This window comes from Citrobacter sp. CtB7.12 (assembly GCF_001297795.1).
In the GTDB taxonomy this organism is placed as follows: domain Bacteria; phylum Pseudomonadota; class Gammaproteobacteria; order Enterobacterales; family Enterobacteriaceae; genus Citrobacter_A; species Citrobacter_A amalonaticus.
Genome location: NZ_LIFT01000017.1, coordinates 73177 through 94224 on the forward strand (window position 1 = coordinate 73177; position 21048 = coordinate 94224).

Here is a 21048-nt window from a genome sequence, read left to right on the forward strand (position 1 = left end):
ATCTCTCTCCTTAACGAGTCAGGAACGCGCGCCAGTGGGCGACGACATCAGCAAGCTGTTCCCGTGAAACATCCAGATGGGTCACCAGACGGACAATCGGCGACGCGTTGATCAGCACGCCCTGTGCCTTCATGTACTCACCCAGCGCTGCGGCGTTGCCCTCACCGACGCGGACAAACAGCATATTGGTGTCGTGACGCATCACGTCCGCCCCGGTTTCCCGTAGCTGTTCTGCAAGCCAGGCCGCGTTGTCGTGATCGTCCTGCAGGCGCGCAACGTTATTTTTCAGGGCATACAGTCCAGCTGCCGCCAGGATACCGGCCTGACGCATGCCGCCACCGGTCATTTTGCGCCAGCGGGTCGCACGCTTAATGTAATCGTGGCTGCCGACCAGTAGCGATCCGACCGGCGTCCCCAGCCCTTTGGACAGGCAGATGGTAAAGGAGTCGCAATACTGCACGACCTCTTTGAGTTCACAGCCGTACGTCACGACAGCGTTAAAAATACGTGCGCCATCGACATGCAGCGCCAGACCGCGCTCACGGGTAAATTCCCATGCCTCTTTCAGATACTCTCGTGGCAGGACTTTGCCGTTGTGGGTATTTTCGAGGCTTAACAGGCGGGTACGGGCAAAGTGGATGTCATCTGCCTTTATTTTGGCGGCGACTTTATCCAGCGGTAACGTTCCGTCTGGCGCAGCGTCAATCGGCTGCGGCTGAATGCTGCCGAGCACCGCCGCGCCGCCGGCTTCATACAGATAGTTATGTGCCCCCTGACCGGCGATATACTCTTCGCCACGCTCGCAGTGGCTCAGTAGCGCCACGAGGTTGGCCTGGGTGCCGGTGGGTAAAAATAACGCCGCTTCTTTACCTGAAAGGTCAGCGGCGTAGTGCTGGAGAGCGTTAACGGTAGGGTCATCCCCGTACACGTCGTCCCCCACCGGGGCGGCCATCATTTCTTCAAGCATGGCGCGACTCGGACGGGTGACGGTATCACTGCGTAGATCAATCATTGCACATCCCTATTGTTTGAAAGGCGATGTGCATTGTTTTACCTGAGCCAGTTGGTTTTTGCCAGTTCGATCACCTCATCGCCGCGACCGCTGATGATGGCGCGCAGCATATACAGGCTGAAGCCTTTGGCCTGCTCCAGTTTGATCTGCGGCGGAATGGCCAGTTCTTCTTTTGCAACAACTACATCCACCAGCACCGGGCCGTCGATTGACAGGGCGCGCTGTAGTGCTTCATCAACGTCTGCGGCTTTTTCCACCCGAATACCGGTGATGCCGCACGCTTCGGCAATGCGCGCAAAATTAGTGTCGTGCAACTCCGTACCGTCAGTGAGATAACCACCGGCCTTCATCTCCATCGCCACAAAGCCCAGCACGCTGTTGTTAAAGACCACGATTTTGACCGGGAGCTTCATCTGGACCACCGACAGGAAATCCCCCATCAGCATACTGAATCCGCCGTCGCCGCACATGGCAATGACCTGACGTCCCGGTGCGGTGGCCTGTGCGCCCAGCGCCTGCGGCATGGCGTTAGCCATCGAACCGTGGTTAAACGAGCCCAACAGACGGCGCTTGCCGTTCATTTTCAGGTAGCGGGCGGCCCACACCGTCGGCGTACCGACGTCGCAGGTAAAGATGGCGTCATCGGCGGCAAAATGGCTGATTTGTTGCGCCAGGTACTGCGGGTGAATCGCCTTTTCGCTGGGTTTGGCAAGATCGTCGAGGCCCTTACGCGCATCGCGATAATCGCTCAATGCCTTATCGAGGAATTTACGTTCGGTTTTCTCTTCCACCAGCGGCAGCAGTGCCGTCAGCGTGGCTTTGATATCGCCTACCAGCGCCATATCGACCTTACTGTGCGCGCCGATACTGGCGGGGTTGATATCAATCTGAATAATTTTGGCGTCGGTTGGGTAGAACGCGCGGTAAGGGAACTGCGTACCGAGTAGCACCAGCGTATCGGCATTCATCATGGTATGGAAGCCGGATGAGAAGCCGATCAATCCGGTCATCCCCACATCATATGGGTTGTCGTATTCGACATGTTCTTTACCGCGCAGGGCGTGAACGATAGGGGCCTTAATTTTGGCGGCAAACTCGACCAGTTCTTTATGCGCACCCGCGCAGCCGCTGCCGCACATCAGGGCGATGTTGCTGGAGTAGCGTAACAGTTGGGCCAGCTTTCTTAACTCTTCTTCTGCGGGCGTGACGATCGGTAAGGGCGCGTGATACCAGTGGCTGCTGGCGCTTTCTGGCGCCGGTTTTAATGCCACATCGCCTGGTAATACCACCACCGAGACGCCGCGATTGAGCACCGCTTTGCGCATGGCAATCGCCAGGACCTGGGGGATCTGTTCCGGGCTGGAAACAAGCTCGCAATAGTGGCTACATTCGCGGAACAGTTCCTGTGGGTGCGTCTCCTGGAAATAGCCGCTGCCAATTTCGCTGGACGGAATGTGGGCGGCGATGGCCAGCACCGGGACGTGGTTACGATGACAATCAAACAGACCGTTGATCAGATGCAGGTTACCGGGTCCACAAGACCCTGCGCAAACCGCCAGTTCACCGGTCAGTTGCGCCTCCGCACCCGCCGCAAACGCGGCAACTTCTTCATGACGGGTCGACATCCACTCAATCGTTCCCATGCGATTGAGGCTGTCGCTCAGGCCGTTCAGCGAATCGCCCGTCACGCCCCAGATACGTTTCACACCTGCCTGTTCCAGTGTTTTAGCAATAAAAGCGGCAACCGTTTGTTTCATGGTTTTCCATCTCCTTAATTGTGATACCGGTTACAAGTTTAGATGAAGATAGTGATTACGCTGTGTGGCACCCCCCTTATTTTCAGCGGCTTCCTTTCAGGGGGGATAACGCGTAGCGTGAAAAAATCAGAGTGAACCAGGGGTAAATTCAGATGCTTACCACATTGTTAAATGCAGTGAATCGGATGCTGACGCACGAGGATTTTGGCAAGTTTTTATTACGCCTGGCGGTTGGGGGATTGATGCTGTTTCACGGGCTGCATAAGCTGTTTGCCGGAATTGATGGCATTAGCGGAATGCTGATTGCCAAAGGGTTACCGGGCTTTATTGCGTACGGCGTACTGGTGGGGGAAGTGATTGCGCCTTGTCTGATTATTCTCGGGATCCTGACGCGTCCTGCGGCGCTGGTGCTGGCATTCACCATGATTGTGGCGTGGCTGATGGTCGGGATGAATGAAACCTGGGCGCTGGATAAAACTGGCGCCTGGGCAATTGAAAGTCTGGTCTATTTCTTTATCGGCGCACTGGCGGTGGCGTTTCTCGGTGCGGGACGGTTTTCGGTTGCGGGTAATTCAGCCTGGCGGTAAAAAAAAAGCCCGGACGAACCGGGCTTTGTTGACTCAGGCGAGCACTAAGTCGCCCTGCGGGTGACAGGAGCAGGCCAGTACGTAGCCTTCGGCGATTTCAGCATCGGTTAGCGTCATGGTGCTGCTGACCGTATAGTCGCCGGAAACCACTTTGGTTTTACAGCACCCGCAGACGCCCGCGCGGCAGGCAACGGTGACGGGCACCTTGTTGCTTTCCAGCGCATCCAGCAGCGTCGTACCGACCGGCGCGTAAAATTCTTTCGCTGGCTGCAGCTTAGTAAATTTTAGACCGCTGGTTGCCGCTTCCGCTACCGGGGTGAAGAACTGTTCTTTAAAGAAGCGCGTGACGCCCAGCGCTTTCACTTCCCGCTCGACCAGATCCATATACGGCGCCGGGCCACAGGTCATCACCGTGCGGGAGGCCAGATCCGGTACCTGTTGCAACAGCGCAGTGGTCAGGCGACCAGCGACAAAACCGGCCGTGGCGTTGTTTTCCGCCACCAGCGTGACCGGATACTGACGCCATTCTTCGGCAAAAATGACATCCTGCGGCGAGCGCACGTTGAAGATCACCTGTACGTCAGCATGCGGACGGTACTTCGCCAACCAGCGGCGCATCGACATGATCGGCGTGACGCCACAACCGGCTGCCAGCATCAGGAACTTATCATCGGCTTTGTCTTCGCAGATGAAATCGCCCATTGCATCGGACAGCCAGAGGTAGTCGCCGCGCTTCACGTCGCGGGTTAACCACTGTGAGCCCGCACCGTCGTCAATCCGGCGAACGGTCAGCGTAATGTACTCGCTGACGCCCGGCGTTGAAGAGAGCGTGTAAGCGCGCAGCGTTTCCGCCGAATTACGCACGCTGATCAGTGCATACTGCCCGGCGCGATACGGATAATAGTCGTGGCACAGCAACGAAATTGTCCATACATCCGGCGTTTCCTGATGGATGTGATGAACCTGCATCCGCCATGGGCACTGATGAGTTGGCATTGTCATTTTTTTACTCCTTACGCGCTCAGCAACTGCTTCATGTCTTCTTCAACGGTGGTCACGGAACGTAGACCAAATTTCTCGTTGAGTACCGCCAGCAGATCCGGCGTGAAGAAACCAGGCGCCGTCGGGCCAGTAACGATGTTTTTCACACCGAGAGACAGCAGGGTCAGCAGAATGACAATCGCTTTCTGTTCAAACCAGGAGAGTACCAGCGACAGCGGCAGGTCGTTTACGCCACAGCCCAGTTTCTCTGCCAGCGTCACTGCCAGAATGATAGCGGAGTACGCATCGTTACACTGACCGGCATCAACCAGACGCGGCAGGCCTTCGATATCGCCGAACTCCAGCTTGTTGAAGCGATATTTACCGCAGGCCAGGGTCAGGATCAGGCAATCATCCGGTACGCTGGTGGCGAAATCGGTGAAGTAGTTACGTTCGCCGCGCGCGCCGTCACAGCCGCCAACCAGGAAGATGTGACGCAGTTTTTCACGGCTCACCAGATCGATCAGGGTGTCCGCCGCGCCCAGCAGGGTCTGACGACCGAAACCGACGGTGATCAGGTGTGGAATTTCGCTGTACGGGAAGCCTGCCATTTGCTGGGCCTGCGCGATAACCGGACCGAAGTCATCGCCTTCCAGGTGGCTCACACCCGGCCAACCGACGATGCTGCGAGTCCAGATACGATCGTCGTAACTGCCAACGGTCGGGTCGATGATGCAGTTAGAGGTCATCACGATAGGGCCAGGGAAGCGGGCGAATTCGACCTGCTGGTTCTGCCAGCCGCTACCGTAGTTACCAATCAGATGTTTGAATTTACGCAGTTCCGGATAACCGTGCGCGGGCAGCATTTCACCGTGGGTGTAGACGTTAACGCCAGTACCTTCGGTTTGTTCCAGCAGGTTATACAGATCTTTCAGGTCATGACCTGAGATCAGGATGCACTTCCCTTCGGTCGCTTTCACGTTAACCTGGGTCGGCGTCGGGTGGCCGTATTTAGTGGTTTCACCGGCATCCAGAATGCTCATCACTTTGAAGTTCATCTGGCCGATTTCCATTGAGCACTCCAGCAGAGCGTTCATATCGGAAGGCCAGGTACCCAGCCACGCCATGATTTTATGGTACTGCGCGTAGATATCGTTGTCGTACTTCCCGAGAACGTGCGCGTGCTCCATATAGGCCGCCGCCCCTTTCAGGCCGTACAGGCACAACAGACGCAGGCCGAGAATGTTCTCGCCAATCGCGGCTTTGTCTTTGTTCGGGGTAAATTCGGCGGCCTGACGCTGCAGGTCGCCCAGATCGTCACTAACCAGTTGCAGGTCAGCCATTGGCTTGTCGCAGTGCGCATTGGCGTCAACGCTCAGGCATTGGGCTTTTAGCGCTTCACGCATCGCGATAGCGTCGCGAGCATAGCCGACGATACGTGGAGAATCGAAGTTAACGTTGGTCAGCGTGGAGAAGAAAGCACGCGGGGCAAAGTTATCAACGTCATGATTAATGATGCCATATTCACGAGCTTTAGCCGCCCATGCAGACAGACCTTGTAGGGAGGCGATCAGCAGATCCTGCAGATCAGAGGTTTCAGCCGTTTTACCGCACATACCCTGCGCGTAAGAGCAGCCGTTTCCTGCCGGAGTACGGATGGTTTGTTCACATTGCACACAAAACATGGTCACACCTTTAAAGTTATATTTGATATACATGTTTAAGATTATGCCTGTGCGCAGAGGGATAAAAGGGATTTCTGATACAACTTACAGGGAGATTGATTTAGCGCAATTTTGGCGGCAGTGGCCTACCGCCAAAGAGGGCGTTAAGCGGAGAAAAAAGCCATCAAAATGGGCACCAGCAAACTGAGGACAAAGCCGTGAACAATCGCCGCTGGAACCATCTCCAGCCCACCGGTACGCTGTAACACCGGCAGGGTAAAGTCCATCGACGTGGCACCACACAGTCCCAGTGCAGTAGAACGACTGCGGCGTACCAGACCCGGGATCAGCATAATCGCGAGCAGTTCGCGCGCCAGATCGTTAAAGAACGCGGCGCTGCCGATCACCGGACCGTAGGATTCGGTCAGCAAAATACCAGAAAGGGAGTACCAGCCAAAACCCGACGCCATCGCCAGCGCAGTTTTCACTGGCAGACCGAGAATCAACGCGTTAATCAGGCCGCCTATCATGGAGCTGGCGACGACCACGACCGCCACAATCATGCCTCGCCGGTTCAGGACAATCTGCTTTAACGTCATCCCGCTATTGCGTAACTGGATGCCGACCAACAACAGCAGCAGGATCAGCGTATATTCGCTTGCTTCTGTGGCGTGTTGCAAAATGGGCAGCGCGCTCAATCCCAGCAAAAAGCCAACCACCACCACGCCGCACAGTTTCAGCGACTCAAGCGCCATCGCGATACGGGAGGGCAGTTTCTCTTGTTGATGATGATGTCGCCAGGGTAATGCGCGTTCCAGCCACAGTAATGCGGCAATATTGCACAGCAAAATAACGGTAATGCTAACGGCGGAATAGTGAAATATCGCCAGCAGATTGCTCGCCAGATTATCCAGAAAGGCCAGGCTGATCCCCATAAAAAAGAGAATCAGATAAACCATCCAGCTCAATAGTCGATTGATCAGTTTTAATGCCGCGGTGTGCCGAAGCGGAATGAGATAACCTGCTATCAGCGGAAGCAGAATGATGAGAAGTCCTGAAAACATGAACAGCCGGGTCCTTTGAATTAGCGAGACAGCGCCATGACACTACCCAATTACGCGGGTTCAGTAAAGATGCAAAATAAAAGCCGGACAAGGTCCGGCTGAAGCGCGTTTGACCCGACGGGTATGCGCCGTCGGGTGTTCTGACATTAATCGCGTTTTTCGAGCAGCGTACGGTAAATAAGACCGCCGAGAATCCCGCCAATAATTGGCATCACCCAGAATAACCACAGTTGTTCTAACGCCCAACCGCCCTGGAAGATAGCGACCGCGGTACTCCGCGCCGGGTTCACAGACGTATTGGTCACCGGAATGCTGATCAAGTGGATAAGGGTTAATGCCAGACCGATAGCGATCGGCGCAAAACCTGCCGGTGCATGTTTGTCCGTTGCGCCGTGAATCACCAGCAAGAAGCCGGCAGTCAGCACGATTTCGATAATAATCGCGGACAGCATGGAGTAGCCACCCGGAGAGTGCTCGCCATAACCATTGGAGGCGAAACCGCTGGCGGTTGCATCAAAACCGGCTTTACCGCTGGCAATTAAATACAGGACTGCCGCTGCAATAATACCGCCGACTACCTGGGCAATAATGTAGCCAATAACCTCTTTTGCCGGGAAACGGCCGCCAGCCCATAAGCCTAATGTCACCGCCGGATTAAAATGCCCGCCGGAAATATGGCCAACAGCAAAGGCCATGGTTAATACGGTCAGGCCGAAGGCCAGGGCAACACCCGCAAAACCAATACCTAATTCCGGAAACGCTGCTGCCAGAACGGCGCTGCCGCAGCCACCAAAAACAAGCCAAAATGTACCAAAACATTCGGCTGCTAATTTTCTCAACATATCCACCTCAATGTAAAAAATAACCACAAAAAAATAGTGGCAATCAATATTTATTGTCTGCCTGAATGACGACAAATAAATAGCTCGCTATTTTAAAAACGATCGTCATCCGTTCTCTAGTCAAATAAAACCCGTTAGTTTGATTTAGGGCAATGCGGCGTCATTCCTTCCATAGATTTCTCTTAAGGGAAGTGTAGTGCAAAGTCCTGTGAAAATGGATTGTCAAAAACGGATTTATTTTTTGCATCCTGCAAAACGCGCGTTTCTGTATTACGAATGAAAGAGTAAAGAATAAATCGTTCATCCTTCAGACAGTTAGCCTGCGTAATAATATGCCTGTCACGTCCCGCGCCGGGTTTTGCGGTTATACTGCGAGGAGAGTAAAGGGAAAGTGAAGATTTTCTGGAGGATACATGATTCTCGAACGCGTTGAGATAGTGGGATTTCGCGGTATCAATCGACTGTCGTTGATGCTCGAGCAGAATAACGTCCTGATCGGTGAGAACGCATGGGGTAAATCAAGTTTACTGGATGCGTTAACACTGCTGCTGTCACCCGAATCTGAGTTGTATCATTTTGACCGCGATGATTTCTGGTTTCCTCCTGGTGATATGAAAGGCCGCGAACATCATCTGCATATCGTACTGACGTTTCGTGAATCTCAGCCTGGGCGCTACCGGGTTCGCCGCTATCGGCCGCTCGAGGCGTGCTGGGCACCGTGTCACGATGGTTTTCAACGCATCTTTTATCGACTTGAAGGCGAATGTGGCGAGGATGGCAGCGTGATGACGCTGCGCAGTTTTCTCGACGGTGACGGGCATCCGCTGGCGGTAGACGATATCAACGAACAGGCGCGGCATCTGGTGCGCCTGATGCCGGTGCTGCGTTTACGCGATGCGCGGTTTATGCGCCGTATTCGTAACGGCACGGTGCCGGAGGTTGCTGATGTCGAAGTCACCGCCCGCCAACTGGATTTTCTCGCCCGCGAACTGGCGATGCGTCCGCAGAATCTCACCGACGGACAGATTCGGCAGGGACTCTCGGCGATGGTGCAACTGCTTGAGCACTATTTTACCGAGCAGGGCACTTCGCAGTCCCGCCACCGCTTAATGCGCCGACGCTCCACCAACGAACAGCGAAGCTGGCGCTATCTCGATATTATCAACCGGATGATCGACAAACCGGGAGGACGTACTCACCGGGTGATTCTGTTGGGGCTGTTCTCCACGCTGTTGCAGGCGAAGGGCACGGTCAGGCTGCATAAAGACGCCAGACCACTGCTGTTAGTAGAAGATCCGGAAACGCGTCTGCATCCCATCATGCTGTCAGTGGCGTGGCAGTTGCTGAATCTGCTACCGCTTCAGCGTATCACCACCACCAACTCGGGCGAGTTGCTCTCGCTGACCCCGGTGGAACATGTCTGCCGTCTGGTGCGTGAATCCTCGCGCGTGGCGGCCTGGCGACTGGGACCGGGGGGGCTGAGCGCAGAGGATGGTCGACGCATTGCGTTCCACATTCGCTTTAACCGTGCTTCCTCGCTGTTTGCCCGCTGCTGGCTGCTGGTGGAAGGGGAAACAGAAACCTGGGTTATCAACGAACTGGCCCGTCAGTGCGGTCATCACTTTGATGCCGAAGGGATTAAGGTGATCGAATTCGCGCAGTCCGGTCTTAAACCGCTGGTGAAATTCGCCCGGCGGATGGGCATTGAGTGGCACGTGCTGGTGGATGGTGATGAAGCCGGGAAAAAATATGCCGCCACGGTGCGCAGCCTGCTGAATAACGACCGGGAAGAAGAGCGCGAACACCTGACGACGCTGCCAGCGCTGGATATGGAACACTTTATGTACCGGCAGGGGTTTGCCGATGTTTTTCACCGGGTGGCGCAAATCCCGGAAAATGTGCCAATGAATATGCGCAAAATCATTTCGAAGGCGATCCATCGCTCATCGAAGCCCGACTTAGCCATCGAAGTGGCGATGGAAGCCGGGCGGCGAGGTGTGGATGCGGTGCCGACGCTGCTGAGAAAAATGTTCTCCCGGGTGCTGTGGCTGGCGCGCGGCAGAGCGGACTAACCCTGTAAGCACTGCGGAACCTGCGTGACGACGCTGTCGAGCAGCGCATAGCGGCGGCGGTATTCAGCCCGTTTTTTGCTGGCGATATCCGCCTCGCTTTTCCGCGCAATAGTCAGCGGCAGCGAGAAGTAATCTCCTTGCGTTTTTTCACCGCCCAGTGACGCCCAGAAAGCGTCGTAATCGGCATGCATTTGCGTTTTTTTGTCCATATAGCGCCAACTGCGATAAACATGCACCGCGTTGCTGACCGCCAGAATCTGCTCCGCCCTGGCGATGTGCGCGAACTGACACAGCGCTTCCATTACCACTCTTTTGGGGAACAGGCCGTAACAGGCTTTCGTGGCCTGCTGAATGACCTCATGTGGAACATCATTTGCCGCGCCCTGCAAGCCGCCAATAAACAGGGTGTGTTTTCCGTTTAGCGTGCAGAATGTGAAGGTAATTTCTGCCAGAATACGCATCTGCTCGTCGCGGATCACGACGGTACTTTCACCTTCTTTATCCAGTGAGACCAGGCTGACTAAATCAAGCTGGAATGACGCACCGTCTTTGGCCTCAAATTTTGCCAGATTGAGACCGTTCTGGCTTAAATAACGGGCCAGTTGTTCGCGGCTGAATAACTGACGCAGCAGGTCATAATGACTACAGAGCGCGGTCAGTGCGGTTTCGCGCTTAATATTCACCGCCATATACGGGCGATGCAGACGAATTGGCAACCGGGGTTGTCGGGCCAGCAGCGTATTCAGCTCAGGCCATTGGGTCAGGTTTTCCAGCAACTGACGGGTAGCCCTTGGCATCAGTAACGAGCGAATTAAAAACTTACGGCGAAAGCTGGCCTTCCGCCAGAATTTACCCGGCAGTAATTGACCCCTTGTCAGGCGCATAAATAATTGTAAAGGAGACGCAACGTCTGAAGTGTAAAAGGTATTATCAGTAATCTGTGACATGATCATAATCCGCAATGCGATGATTGTGGAAATTGAAACACGCTGAATCTTAACCAATCATCAATGCCTCGAGCGCTATCCTTTTCGCTTGCGGTTTGTTTAGATACTGTTGAATTTCAGCTGAAAACTTACCATCAGGATCGCTATGGGTATTAAGGGAAATAAAATTAAAAAGCGCTATCTGTTGCTTATTTTCATTCTCATCCTGGGGGCATTTGCCCTTTGGCGGACGCTTAATGCGCCGGTGCCAAATTATCAGACGCTGATTGTGCGGCCGGGAGATTTGCAGCAGAGCGTACTGGCAACCGGCAAACTCGACGCCTTACGTAAAGTTGACGTGGGCGCGCAGGTGAGTGGTCAGCTCAAAACGCTGTCGGTAGCAATTGGCGATAAAGTGAAGAAAGACCAGTTGCTGGGCGTTATCGACCCCGAACAGGCGGAAAACCAGATCAAAGAGGTGGAAGCGACGCTGATGGAGCTTCGCGCTCAACGCCAGCAGGCTGAAGCCGAGTGGAAGCTGGCGCGGGTGACGCTCGCCCGCCAGCAACAGCTGGCAAAAACTCAGGCTGTGTCGCAACAGGATCTGGACACCGCCGCGACGGAGATGGCGGTGAAACAGGCACAAATCGGCACCATTGATGCGCAGATCAAACGCAATCAGGCATCTCTGGATACCGCGAAGACCAACCTCGACTACACCCGCATCGTTGCGCCGATGGCTGGTGAAGTGACGCAGATCACCACCCTACAGGGGCAGACGGTGATTGCCGCGCAGCAGGCGCCGAACATTCTGACACTGGCGGACATGAGTACGATGTTGGTGAAAGCACAGGTTTCTGAAGCTGATGTGATTCACCTTAAACCGGGGCAGAAAGCCTGGTTCACCGTGCTGGGCGATCCGCAGACCCGCTACGAAGGGACGCTGAAAGATGTGCTGCCGACGCCGGAAAAAGTGAATGATGCCATTTTCTATTACGCCCGATTTGAAGTGCCCAACCCCAAAGGTATTCTGCGCCTGGAGATGACCGCACAGGTCCATATTCAGCTAACGGATGTGAAAAACGTTCTGACGATCCCGCTTTCCGCGCTGGGCGATCCGGTCGGGGACAATCGCTACAAGGTGACCTTACTGCGTAACGGTGAAACTCGTGAACGCGAAGTGTCAATTGGCGCGCGCAATGACACCGACGTAGAGATTGTAAAAGGGCTGGAAGCCGGTGATGAAGTGGTGACGGGCGAGGGCAAACCAGGAGTCGCGCAATGACGGCATTGCTTGAACTGAGCAATATTCGCCGCAGTTATCCCTCGGGAGAAGAGCAGGTGGAGGTGCTTAAAGGCATCACGCTACAGATCAATGCCGGGGAGATGGTCGCGATCGTCGGGGCGTCTGGCTCCGGCAAATCCACGCTGATGAACATTCTGGGATGTCTCGATAAACCCACCAGCGGCACCTACCGGGTCGCGGGACGCGATGTCTCAACGCTGGACCGCGATGCGCTGGCGCAACTGCGTCGGGAGCATTTCGGTTTTATTTTCCAGCGCTACCATTTGCTGTCACATCTGACGGCAGCACAAAACGTCGAAGTCCCTGCCGTTTACGCCGGTACGGAAAGGAAACAGCGTCTGGCGCGCGCGCAGGAGCTGCTCCAGCGGCTTGGTCTGGGCGATCGCGTTGATTATCAACCCTCGCAGCTTTCCGGCGGTCAGCAACAGCGCGTGAGTATTGCCCGCGCGCTGATGAACGGCGGACAGGTGATCCTCGCCGATGAACCCACCGGTGCGCTCGACAGCCGTTCCGGTGAAGAGGTGATGGCAATTCTGCACCAGCTGCGCGATCGCGGGCATACGGTCATTATCGTCACCCACGATCCCCAGGTTGCCGCCCAGGCAGAGCGGGTGATTGAGATCCATGACGGCGAAATTGTGCGCAATCCGCCCGCAAAACACGCCGCGCAGGGGCAGGGCATTCAGGAACCGACGGTGAAAACGGCGTCCGGCTGGAGCCAGTTTGTCAGCGGGTTTCGCGAGGCGCTGACAATGGCGTGGCTGGCGATGGCGGCCAACAAAATGCGCACGCTGCTGACGATGCTCGGGATCATCATCGGTATCGCGTCGGTGGTGTCGATTGTGGTGGTTGGCGACGCAGCGAAACAGCTGGTGCTGGCGGACATCCGCGCCATCGGGACCAACACCATTGATATCTACCCCGGCAAAGATTTTGGCGACGACGATCCACAGTATCAGCAGGCGCTGAAATACGACGATCTTGCGGCGATCCAAAAACAACCCTGGGTGACTTCTGCGACGCCCGCGGTGTCGCAGAACCTGCGCTTACGCTATGGCAATATCGACGTCGCCGCCAGCGCGAACGGGGTCAGCGGCGACTATTTTAACGTTTATGGCATGACGTTCAGCGAAGGGACAACGTTCAACCGCGAACAGCTTAACGGCCGTGCGCAGGTGGTAGTGCTCGACAGCAACACCCGACGTCAGTTGTTCCCGCATAAGGCGAACGTGGTGGGCGAGGTGATCCTCGTGGGCAACATGCCTGCTACGGTCATTGGCGTGGCGGAAGAGAAGCAGTCGATGTTTGGCAGCAGCAAAATCCTGCGCGTCTGGTTGCCATACAGCACGATGTCCGGGCGCGTTATGGGGCAGTCGTGGCTGAACTCGATCACCGTACGAGTGAAGGAAGGCTTCGACAGCGCACAGGCCGAACAGCAACTCACCCGACTGCTGACGCTGCGTCATGGCAAAAAGGATTTCTTCACCTGGAATATGGACGGTGTCTTGAAAACCGCCGAAAAGACCACACGTACTCTTCAGTTATTCCTGACGCTGGTGGCGGTGATTTCGCTGGTAGTTGGCGGGATCGGCGTGATGAACATTATGCTGGTGTCGGTCACAGAGCGTACGCGGGAGATCGGCATCCGGATGGCGGTTGGCGCGCGCGCCAGTGATGTGCTGCAGCAGTTTCTGATTGAAGCGGTGCTGGTTTGTCTGGTGGGTGGCGCGCTGGGTATCAGCCTGTCGATGCTGATTGCCTTCACGCTGCAACTGTTTCTGCCCGGTTGGGAGATTGGTTTCTCGCCGGTCGCGCTGCTGACGGCATTTTTGTGCTCTACCTTTACTGGCGTCCTGTTTGGCTGGTTACCGGCGCGCAACGCGGCGCGACTGGATCCGGTCGATGCGTTAGCGCGAGAGTAACGTCCCGGGAAATAAAAATGCCAGCCGATCGGGCTGGCATTTTACCTGCGGGATGTACACAATGAGACAGAAGAGCTATGCAACAGCTTCTGCTTCGATAGGCACGATGACACTGGCGTGATTGCCTTTTGGCCCCTGGTGAACATCAAACTGGACAGACTGTCCGGCTTTTAGCGTTCTGTAACCATCCATCTGAATGGTGGAATAGTGAGCGAAAATATCTTCGCCGCCGCCTTCAGGGCAGATGAACCCAAACCCTTTGGCATTGTTGAACCACTTAACAGTACCCGTTTCCATGCTTCGACATCCTTCGTAAATCTTATATAAGTAAGATGGAATGAACCGGTGGTGGAGTGGGGGTTGTTCAAAACCTCGCCAACTCTCGAAATTACAATTTAGAGAAATCAGGCGGGGCGTCAAGCGTCTGACGGGGGTCGGTGGGTAAAAATGAATCAAAAATTTGAAGCAGTTAACGCTATTGGCGGGAATGTGACAGATGTCGCGGATGCCAGTGATAGATGATAGTTATCTATTAATTGAGGTAGATTGATTGTGCACATCCGCTCTTGTCAGCGGCAGACTGTTCTGCCGGTAACCGTAACTGAAGATGACGACTGACAATGGGTAAGACGAACGACTGGCTGGATTTCGACCAGCTGGCGGCTGATAAAGTGCGTGACGCGCTAAAACCGCCATCTATGTATAAAGTGATATTAGTCAATGATGATTACACTCCGATGGAGTTTGTTATTGACGTGTTACAAAAATTCTTTTCTTATGATGTAGAACGTGCAACGCAACTGATGCTTGCGGTTCACTATCACGGTAAAGCCATCTGCGGCGTTTTCACCGCAGAGGTCGCGGAGACCAAAGTGGCGATGGTGAACACGTATGCGAGGGAGAACGAGCATCCGTTGCTGTGTACGCTGGAAAAAGCCTGAATGCAGGCATAAAAATTGGGGGGAGGTGCCTATGCTCAATCAAGAACTGGAACTCAGTTTAAATATGGCTTTCGCCAGAGCGCGCGAGCACCGTCATGAGTTTATGACCGTCGAGCACTTGTTACTGGCGCTGCTCAGTAACCCATCGGCCCGCGAAGCGCTGGAAGCGTGTTCCGTGGACCTCGTGGCGCTCCGTCAGGAACTCGAAGCCTTCATTGAACAAACCACACCCGTATTGCCTGCCAGCGAAGAAGAACGCGACACGCAGCCGACGCTGAGCTTTCAGCGCGTACTGCAACGTGCGGTCTTCCACGTTCAGTCCTCCGGGCGCAGTGAAGTGACTGGCGCGAACGTGCTGGTCGCCATCTTTAGCGAACAGGAATCTCAGGCTGCTTACCTGCTGCGTAAACATGAGGTCAGCCGTCTTGATGTGGTCAACTTTATTTCTCACGGTACGCGCAAAGATGAGCCGAGTCAGTCGTCTGATCCTGGCAGTCAGCCCAATACCGACGAGCAAGCTGGCGGGGAGGAACGTATGGAGAACTTCACGACTAACCTTAACCAGCTTGCCCGGGTTGGCGGTATTGACCCGCTGATCGGCCGTGACAAAGAACTGGAGCGCGCCATTCAGGTACTGTGCCGTCGGCGTAAAAATAACCCGCTGCTGGTGGGGGAATCTGGCGTCGGGAAGACGGCGATAGCCGAAGGCCTGGCCTGGCGTATCGTGCAGGGCGACGTGCCGGAAGTGATGGCCGATTGCACCATCTACTCGCTGGATATCGGTTCGCTGCTGGCGGGCACCAAATACCGCGGTGACTTTGAAAAACGCTTTAAAGCGCTGCTGAAACAGCTGGAGCAGGATAGCAACAGCATTCTGTTTATCGACGAGATCCACACTATCATCGGGGCCGGTGCGGCGTCGGGTGGTCAGGTGGATGCGGCAAACCTGATTAAACCGCTGCTTTCCGGCGGTAAGATCCGCGTGATCGGCTCCACAACCTATCAGGAGTTCAGCAATATTTTCGAGAAAGACCGTGCGTTAGCCCGTCGCTTCCAGAAAATTGATATTACTGAACCGTCGGTAGAAGAGACCGTACAGATCATCAATGGCCTGAAACCGAAGTATGAAGCGCACCATGATGTCCGTTACACCGCGAAAGCGGTACGTGCGGCGGTTGAACTGGCGGTGAAATACATCAACGACCGTCATCTGCCGGATAAAGCGATTGACGTCATTGATGAAGCGGGTGCGCGTGCGCGCCTGATGCCGGTCAGCAAGCGTAAGAAAACCGTCAACGTGGCGGATATCGAGTCCGTTGTGGCGCGTATTGCGCGTATCCCGGAGAAGAGCGTGTCGCAAAGCGATCGTGATACGCTGAAAAACCTTGGCGACCGTCTGAAAATGCTGGTCTTTGGGCAGGATAAAGCCATTGAGGCGCTGACCGAAGCCATCAAGATGAGCCGTGCGGGCCTGGGACACGAGCATAAGCCTGTCGGTTCCTTCCTGTTTGCCGGTCCGACCGGGGTCGGGAAAACCGAGGTAACAGTGCAGCTTTCCAAAGCGCTGGGAATTGAATTGCTGCGTTTTGACATGTCCGAGTATATGGAACGTCATACGGTCAGCCGCCTGATTGGCGCGCCTCCGGGATACGTTGGTTTCGATCAGGGCGGTTTGCTGACGGATGCGGTCATCAAGCATCCCCATGCGGTACTGCTGCTCGATGAAATTGAAAAAGCGCACCCGGATGTCTTTAACCTGCTGCTGCAGGTGATGGACAACGGCACGCTGACGGATAACAACGGGCGTAAAGCCGATTTCCGCAACGTGGTGCTGGTGATGACGACTAACGCCGGTGTCCGTGAAACGGAGCGTAAATCGATTGGCCTGATTCATCAGGACAACAGCACTGACGCGATGAGCGAAATCAAGAAAGTGTTCACGCCGGAGTTCCGTAACCGTCTCGACAATATTATCTGGTTCGAGCACCTGTCTACTGAGGTGATCCACCAGGTTGTCGATAAGTTCATCGTCGAGCTGCAGGTTCAACTGGATCAGAAAGGTGTCTCCCTGGAAGTCAGCCAGGAAGCGCGTAACTGGCTGGCTGAGAAAGGCTACGATCGGGCAATGGGCGCACGTCCAATGGCGCGCGTGATTCAGGATAACCTGAAAAAACCATTGGCGAACGAGCTGCTGTTTGGTTCTCTGGTGGATGGCGGGCAGGTGACCGTGGCACTGGATAAAGAGAAAAATGAGCTGACCTATGGTTTCCAGAGTGCCCAGAAGCACAAACCGGAAGCCGCGCATTAATCCACCTCTCTATAACTGGTTGATAAACCGGGCCGTGTGCCCGGTTTTTTTTATGCAAAAAAAAGCGCGTACTTGCGTACGCGCTCATTCTCGAATATGGCGGTGAGGGGGGGATTGACTCGCTTCGCTCGCCCTGCGGGCGTCATGGCCTGCGGCCATTCCGTCCAACGGGCTGTGCCCGTTGTCGAACCCCGGTCGGGGATTCTNATTCGAACCCCCGATACGTTGCCGTATACACACTTTCCAGGCGTGCTCCTTCAGCCACTCGGACACCTCACCATATTGTATTGCTGCCTGACCACTTGGGGGGCAACGGGGCGCTACTATAGGGAGTTGCACTAAAACGGTCAAGCAGTATTTACGCTTTACTTCTCGTTTGGTTACGCATTGTACATCTTCCCCAACGTAAGCCGTCGGGGAAGCGATTTAGCGTTGTGAATCCACTTTTCGCGGCTCTTCACGACCTTCTCACGCTCAGAGTTGACCAAAGCGGCCCGTGTTAAAATCGCGAACGGCTTCTGCGATTTCTTGTCTGGTATTCATGACAAACGGACCGTAGCCGACGATCGGTTCATTCAGCGGCTCCCCCGACAGTAACAACACGCTGGCATCGTGGGTGGCTTCCAGATGCAGTGCGTCCCCTTGCTGGCTTAATACCACCAGTTGCGCCTCGCTTGCTGTTGTCGATCCATTTACCGTGATTGAGCCTTTCAGGACGACCAGCGCGGTACTCCACCCTTCAGGCTGCGAAAGCGTCACCGGGCGCGCCTGTTGTAACCGCATATCCCAGACGTTCAGCGGCGAGAACGTGTGTGCCGGACCGGTCGTCTGCTGATACTGACCGGCAATAATTCGCGCTGTCCCGGCATTGTCCGGCAGCTCAACGGTTGGGATGTAATCCTGGGTGATGCTCTGATAACCCGGCGCCGTCATTTTGTCTTTTGCTGGCAGGTTCACCCACAGTTGCACCATCTCCAGTTCTCCTCCCTTGTGGGTGAAGGCTTCAGAATGAAATTCTTCATGCAGAATGCCCGCACCCGCGGTCATCCATTGCACGTCGCCGGGGCCGATAATGCCGCCGCGACCGGTTGAGTCGCGATGCTCAACCTCACCGCGGTACACAATTGTCACCGTTTCAAAACCACGGTGGGGATGTTCACCCACGCCGCGCTTTTCCGTTCCCGGCGCGAAGGTATGGGGACCGGCATAGTCAAGCAGCAAAAATGGGCTCAACTGTTCTGCATGGGACTGGTACGAAAACAGTGAACGAACCGGAAATCCATCGCCAACCCAGTGCGGACGAGGTGCGGTATAGACGCCTGTAACTTGTTTCATCATTCTCTCCTCAATGGCTTGTTTCGTTATGAATAAGCTTATATTCATGACAGCGAGGTGAGTAGTGGCTAAAATTGGCCTCATCGTTCTGAAAATGGAACAATAAATGGTAAAGCCAGATCTCAATGATTTTGCGTGGTTTGTTCATGTCGTGGAGCAGGGCGGGTTTGCTGCTGCAGGTCGTGCACTCGATGAACCGAAATCAAAGCTCAGCCGGCGCATTGCACAACTGGAAGAGCAACTGGGGGTGCGGCTCATCCAGCGGACGACACGGCAGTTTAACGTCACGGAAGTGGGACAAACGTTCTATGAGCACTGTAAAGCCATGCTGGTAGAAGCACAGGCAGCGCAGGATGCGATTGCCGCATTGCAGGTTGAGCCTCGGGGCGTGGTGAAGCTAACGTGTCCGGTGACGCTGCTTCATGTCCACGTGGGGCCAATGCTGGCGAAATTTATGGCGCGTTACCCCGACGTAACGTTGCAACTCGAAGCCACGAACCGTCGCGTTGATGTAGTAGGGGAAGGCGTTGATATTGCGATCAGAGTGCGTCCGCGCCCGATTGAGGACAGCGATCTGGTGATGCGGGTGCTTGCCGACCGTGCCCATCGGTTGTTTGCCAGCCCGGCGCTGATCGCATGTATGGGTACCCCTACGGCGCCGTCGGAATTAAGCCGTTGGCCCGGACTGAGTCTCTCGGCAGGCAAACATATTCATCGCTGGGAACTGTATGGTCCACAAGGGGCCAGAGCGGAAGTGCACTTTACCCCGCGATTTATCACGACCGACATGCTGGCATTGCGCGAGGCGGCCATCGCCGGCGTCGGTGCCGTGCAACTTCCCATCTTAATGGCGAAAGAACAGCTTGCGGCGGGGGAACTGGTTGCGTTACTGGAAGGTTGGGAACCACGAAGAGAGGTCATTCACGCGGTTTTTCCTTCACGTAGGGGATTGCTGCCATCAGTCAGAGCGCTGGTGGATTTTCTGACGGATGAATATGCGCGAATGGCGGAGGAGTAAGGGATTTTCATGCAACAAAAAAGGCCGGCTTAACCGACCTTTTATCATCTGGACGCCATTCGGGCGTGAAAACAATCAGCGACTACGGAAGACAATGCGGCCTTTGCTCAGGTCGTACGGGGTCAGCTCAACAGTCACTTTGTCGCCCGTCAGGATGCGGATGTAGTTTTTACGCATTTTACCGGAGATGTGTGCAGTAACCACGTGACCGTTTTCTAACTCTACGCGGAACATGGTATTAGGTAACGTTTCGAGAACGGTACCCTGCATTTCAATATTGTCTTCTTTGGCCATCTAATCCTCTGGGGTATCACTACCGTAATTTGAACCGGCAAGATAATGCCGAAGTTCTTTTAATAAGTAAAGATTTGCACGTTTAAAACGCAGCAAACAAAATTTGGCGCATTACTCCGATTCGCTTCAAAAACACACGACAAAGCCGCACGTGAAGCGCAACGTATAAGGGAGCGATGAGATAAACGATGGCGTTACCTGACGCGAACGGATCCTTAACGGCAGCGGGGTAATGGGCTAAACCAACTCTGCGACCGCAATTATAACACCCTGATAAAAAATGTGCCGAAAACATTCACCCCTGGGGCAAAAATAACGTGCGAGGGACCCAAAAATCGCGAGGTAAACGTTGCTGGCGTAATGCATCGAGGTGTTCCAGATACACCCGACGCGGAATTTCGACCGCGCCTAACGATTCGGTATGACTATTGAGCACCTGACAATCCATTAATTTACCGCCTTGCCGAACAAATTCTGCGCAAAAAACCAGCAGTGCGGTTTTTGACGCATTCTCTTGTCGGCTGAACATCGATTCGCCGCAAAACAGCGCCCCCTGGGAAACGCCATACATCCCGCCAACCAGCGTATTTTCACGCCAGACCTCAATGGAATGCGCATGTCCCAGTTCGTGCAGTCGATGATAGGCCTCCACCACGCCCTGGGTGATCCATGTCCCTTCATCGCGATCGTTGGCGCACCCTTCGATGACCTGGCCAAACGCATAATTCAGTGTGACGCGATACGGAGAACGCTTATGAAAGCGCTTCATGCTGCGGCTGACATGAAACGCGTCAGGCCACAGAATGGCGCGGGGATCCGGTGACCACCAAAGAATAGGGTCGCCAGGCGAAAACCACGGAAAAATACCGCGTTGATAGGCCATCAGCAGGCGCGCAGGGCTGAGATCGCCTCCAAGCGCCAGCAGGCCGTTTGGCTCGCGTAAAGCGCCCTCCGGCGAAGGGAAGGCGATAGAGTGTCGGGAAAGCTGAACCAGGCGCATGACAGCAGAACTCCAGTAC

19 protein-coding genes, 1 tRNA gene and 1 pseudogene are annotated in these 21048 nt (G+C 54.9%); 8 read left to right on the forward strand and 13 right to left on the reverse strand.

Features of this window, described 5'->3' with window-relative positions; genetic code table 11:
- Positions 1-10: 10 nt before the first annotated feature.
- Both ltaE and poxB read right to left on the reverse strand, forming a co-directional pair.
- Positions 11-1012, reverse strand: coding sequence for a low-specificity L-threonine aldolase (ltaE, locus tag AOY24_RS17975; protein ID WP_054177096.1), 1002 nt, complete (start codon positions 1010-1012; stop codon positions 11-13).
- A gap of 38 nt (positions 1013-1050) precedes the next feature.
- Complete coding sequence (gene poxB, locus AOY24_RS17980; RefSeq protein WP_044256366.1) at positions 1051-2769, reverse strand: ubiquinone-dependent pyruvate dehydrogenase; 1719 nt, start codon at positions 2767-2769, stop codon at positions 1051-1053.
- A gap of 152 nt (positions 2770-2921) precedes the next feature.
- Between poxB and AOY24_RS17985 the strand changes: the two genes are divergently transcribed.
- Positions 2922-3356 carry a DoxX family protein gene (locus tag AOY24_RS17985; RefSeq protein WP_044327093.1) on the forward strand — a complete coding sequence of 145 codons (435 nt, stop codon included), beginning with the start codon at positions 2922-2924 and terminating at the stop codon, positions 3354-3356.
- Positions 3357-3389: 33 nt separating this feature from the next.
- Here the strand turns inward: AOY24_RS17985 and hcr are convergent, their stop codons facing one another.
- The 4 genes from hcr to aqpZ all read right to left on the reverse strand — a co-directional run bounded on the left by hcr (position 3390) and on the right by aqpZ (position 7907).
- Positions 3390-4358 carry an NADH oxidoreductase gene (gene hcr / locus AOY24_RS17990; protein WP_054177097.1) on the reverse strand — a complete coding sequence of 323 codons (969 nt, stop codon included), beginning with the start codon at positions 4356-4358 and terminating at the stop codon, positions 3390-3392.
- Between the two features lie 11 nt (positions 4359-4369).
- On the reverse strand, positions 4370-6022 hold the full coding sequence (gene hcp / locus AOY24_RS17995) for a hydroxylamine reductase (RefSeq protein WP_054177107.1): 1653 nt from the start codon (positions 6020-6022) through the stop codon (positions 4370-4372).
- Between the two features lie 143 nt (positions 6023-6165).
- Positions 6166-7065, reverse strand: coding sequence for a lysine exporter LysO family protein (locus AOY24_RS18000; protein ID WP_043001217.1), 900 nt, complete (start codon positions 7063-7065; stop codon positions 6166-6168).
- 146 nt (positions 7066-7211) lie between these two features.
- Complete coding sequence (gene aqpZ / locus AOY24_RS18005; protein WP_044327096.1) at positions 7212-7907, reverse strand: aquaporin Z; 696 nt, start codon at positions 7905-7907, stop codon at positions 7212-7214.
- 413 nt (positions 7908-8320) lie between these two features.
- On the opposite strand from aqpZ, the gene AOY24_RS18010 reads away from it, so the two are divergent.
- Positions 8321-9979: an ATP-dependent endonuclease gene (locus AOY24_RS18010; protein WP_043001216.1), complete on the forward strand. Its 1659-nt coding sequence runs from the start codon at positions 8321-8323 to the stop codon at positions 9977-9979.
- Here the strand turns inward: AOY24_RS18010 and AOY24_RS18015 are convergent.
- Positions 9976-10926: a VirK/YbjX family protein gene (locus AOY24_RS18015; protein ID WP_054177098.1), complete on the reverse strand. Its 951-nt coding sequence runs from the start codon at positions 10924-10926 to the stop codon at positions 9976-9978. The genes AOY24_RS18010 and AOY24_RS18015 overlap by 4 nt on opposite strands.
- A 145-nt stretch (positions 10927-11071) precedes the next feature.
- Between AOY24_RS18015 and macA the strand changes: the two genes are divergently transcribed.
- Positions 11072-12190: a macrolide transporter subunit MacA gene (gene macA / locus AOY24_RS18020; RefSeq protein WP_043001214.1), complete on the forward strand. Its 1119-nt coding sequence runs from the start codon at positions 11072-11074 to the stop codon at positions 12188-12190.
- On the forward strand, positions 12187-14133 hold the full coding sequence (gene macB / locus AOY24_RS18025) for a macrolide ABC transporter ATP-binding protein/permease MacB (protein WP_043001213.1): 1947 nt from the start codon (positions 12187-12189) through the stop codon (positions 14131-14133). Before macA ends, macB begins: the two co-directional genes overlap by 4 nt.
- 75 nt (positions 14134-14208) lie before the next feature.
- On the opposite strand, the gene cspD is transcribed toward macB, so the two are convergent.
- Complete coding sequence (gene cspD, locus AOY24_RS18030; RefSeq protein ID WP_042284847.1) at positions 14209-14430, reverse strand: cold shock-like protein CspD; 222 nt, start codon at positions 14428-14430, stop codon at positions 14209-14211.
- Between the two features lie 150 nt (positions 14431-14580).
- Here cspD and AOY24_RS25430 point away from each other — a divergent pair, with 150 nt between their 5' ends.
- The 3 genes from AOY24_RS25430 to clpA all read left to right on the forward strand — a co-directional run bounded on the left by AOY24_RS25430 (position 14581) and on the right by clpA (position 17382).
- A complete protein-coding gene (locus tag AOY24_RS25430) occupies positions 14581-14655 on the forward strand; it encodes a hypothetical protein (RefSeq protein WP_212807582.1) in 75 nt (24 codons plus the stop codon).
- Positions 14656-14753: 98 nt separating this feature from the next.
- A complete protein-coding gene (clpS, locus tag AOY24_RS18035; protein ID WP_042320277.1) occupies positions 14754-15074 on the forward strand; it encodes an ATP-dependent Clp protease adapter ClpS in 321 nt (106 codons plus the stop codon).
- Positions 15075-15105: 31 nt separating this feature from the next.
- Positions 15106-17382 carry an ATP-dependent Clp protease ATP-binding subunit ClpA gene (clpA, locus tag AOY24_RS18040; RefSeq protein ID WP_043001212.1) on the forward strand — a complete coding sequence of 759 codons (2277 nt, stop codon included), beginning with the start codon at positions 15106-15108 and terminating at the stop codon, positions 17380-17382.
- 97 nt (positions 17383-17479) lie between these two features.
- On the opposite strand, the gene AOY24_RS25035 is transcribed toward clpA, so the two are convergent.
- Both AOY24_RS25035 and AOY24_RS18045 read right to left on the reverse strand, forming a co-directional pair.
- Positions 17480-17661: transfer RNA gene (locus AOY24_RS25035), tRNA-Ser, on the reverse strand.
- A 195-nt stretch (positions 17662-17856) separates the two neighbouring features.
- Complete coding sequence (locus AOY24_RS18045) at positions 17857-18717, reverse strand: pirin family protein (protein WP_054177099.1); 861 nt, start codon at positions 18715-18717, stop codon at positions 17857-17859.
- Between the two features lie 106 nt (positions 18718-18823).
- On the opposite strand from AOY24_RS18045, the gene AOY24_RS18050 reads away from it, so the two are divergent.
- Positions 18824-19735 carry a LysR family transcriptional regulator gene (locus AOY24_RS18050; protein ID WP_054177100.1) on the forward strand — a complete coding sequence of 304 codons (912 nt, stop codon included), beginning with the start codon at positions 18824-18826 and terminating at the stop codon, positions 19733-19735.
- A gap of 75 nt (positions 19736-19810) precedes the next feature.
- Here the strand turns inward: AOY24_RS18050 and infA are convergent, their stop codons facing one another.
- The 3 genes and pseudogenes from infA to aat all read right to left on the reverse strand — a co-directional run bounded on the left by infA (position 19811) and on the right by aat (position 21029).
- Positions 19811-20029, reverse strand: coding sequence for a translation initiation factor IF-1 (gene infA, locus AOY24_RS18055; RefSeq protein WP_001040187.1), 219 nt, complete (start codon positions 20027-20029; stop codon positions 19811-19813).
- Positions 19957-20133 (reverse strand): annotated as a pseudogene (locus AOY24_RS25660) (hypothetical protein); the annotation flags it as partial. The gene infA and the pseudogene AOY24_RS25660, both read right to left, overlap by 73 nt.
- A 191-nt stretch (positions 20134-20324) precedes the next feature.
- Complete coding sequence (aat, locus tag AOY24_RS18060; protein WP_044256350.1) at positions 20325-21029, reverse strand: leucyl/phenylalanyl-tRNA--protein transferase; 705 nt, start codon at positions 21027-21029, stop codon at positions 20325-20327.
- Positions 21030-21048: the final 19 nt, after the last annotated feature.